The organism is Brucella sp. NBRC 14130 (assembly GCF_040371715.1).
In the GTDB taxonomy this organism is placed as follows: domain Bacteria; phylum Pseudomonadota; class Alphaproteobacteria; order Rhizobiales; family Rhizobiaceae; genus Brucella; species Brucella intermedia.
In genome coordinates this window covers 1-1405 of record NZ_BAABTE010000061.1, presented here as the reverse complement: position 1 = coordinate 1405, position 1405 = coordinate 1, and the positions used below count along the sequence as shown (strand labels likewise).

Below are 1405 nucleotides of genomic sequence, written 5' to 3'. Positions count from 1 at the left end.
CAGCTTTTCGGCAGGCAGCACGATCTGGTCGGCCAGGCCGCCATTCTGCTGCACGCCAAGCGTCTTGTTATAACGGCACGCATTGAGCCGGCCCTTGCGGCAGGACGAACATTCACCGCAATTCGTGGCTTAATCGCTTTAAAGAACAGCTCAACTTTCCAACGATCTTTATAAATCGCCGCAATGGTGGAGGCGGCTAAATGAAAGTTATTGCTGAGAAAGCTAAAGTGCTTGCCACTTTGCTGATCTCTATATTCAATTCTTCTTAACACTGGGGCTTTTCTTTTTAGGGCATGTGCGCTATTCAGCTGAATGGTTTCATCTTTTAGAATACCTTTGGATTCAAGCACTGGATGTTGCTGGATCACCTGATACACAGATTTAGGCCTAAAACGTGTGACAAATCCAATATTTTGAGCAGTCAGATTTGCATACCATTGGTAATCGACATAGCCTTTATCAAAAACTACAATGCTGCCAGCAGGAAACTGGAATTTGCGGCCTTGTACCATGTCATTTTCTTTGCCATTTTCAACTGCAACAAACTCAGGAATATCATTGCTGTGATTCAATCCTATGCTGAGTTTCATGCTGGCTTTTGAGTCGTGAACTTTGGCCCATTCACATAAGGAAAGCGACAGGTCAATATGACTGGCATCCAAGGAATACAAGGGATTCTTAAAGCGAAATTTATGAGCTACTTTTGAGTGTTCATAGTATTTAAGCAACTTGTAAAATAGCTGTTGATACAAGGCAGCAGGCTGCTGCTCATTGATTCGTGCCAGCGTGCTTCGGGGAATAGACTTTGCTCCGAGATGACTTAGCTTTTCCTGTTGGCACTCCAAATTGGATTGAATATCTCTCAGACTTTGCCTACAAGAGAATTGAGACATCAATATGGCAATAAACTGATCCCACCGGGAAGCCGCTCTAAATTTCTGTCCAACATGGTGTACTTTAGCAAGTTGTTCAAAATCCTGTCGCACAACAGGTTTAATTAGCTCATGAAATACGGTATTCTGATGTGACAAAACCTGAATCCTGGTCGTTAAAGTGTTTGTTTGCACTCATATTTTAACTGTTAGGACTCAGGTTTTTTTATTTAAAGCAAACTATGGGACAGCAGTGGGTGCTCCCTCTCTTTTAAGGAGAGGGTTAGGGAGAGGCTGCAAAAACATTGACAACAGAAATCCTCTTGAAAAATCAAACAATAAAACCTAGTCTGAGTATATTGGATTAGGTTTTTTGTTATGCGTATCTTTCGAAAATTACATCAGAAGCTCAACTGGACATCGACCCGTTATGTCGGTGTCGTGGTGGGTTTATTGGCTCTGACTTATTTAACCTCCGCAGTTTACCATAGCGTTAAACCACTGCCTGATGGGCTGGACTATACGGGCAAGTT

The 1405-nt window shown here is 42.6% G+C and carries 2 pseudogenes; both read right to left on the bottom strand.

Annotated elements, in window-relative coordinates:
- A pseudogene (locus ABWW28_RS27535) lies at positions 1-75 on the bottom strand (hypothetical protein); the annotation flags it as partial.
- Positions 63-1031, bottom strand: a pseudogene (locus ABWW28_RS27530) (IS4 family transposase); the annotation flags it as partial. The pseudogenes ABWW28_RS27530 and ABWW28_RS27535, both read right to left, overlap by 13 nt.
- Between the last annotated feature and the right edge of the window lie 374 nt (positions 1032-1405).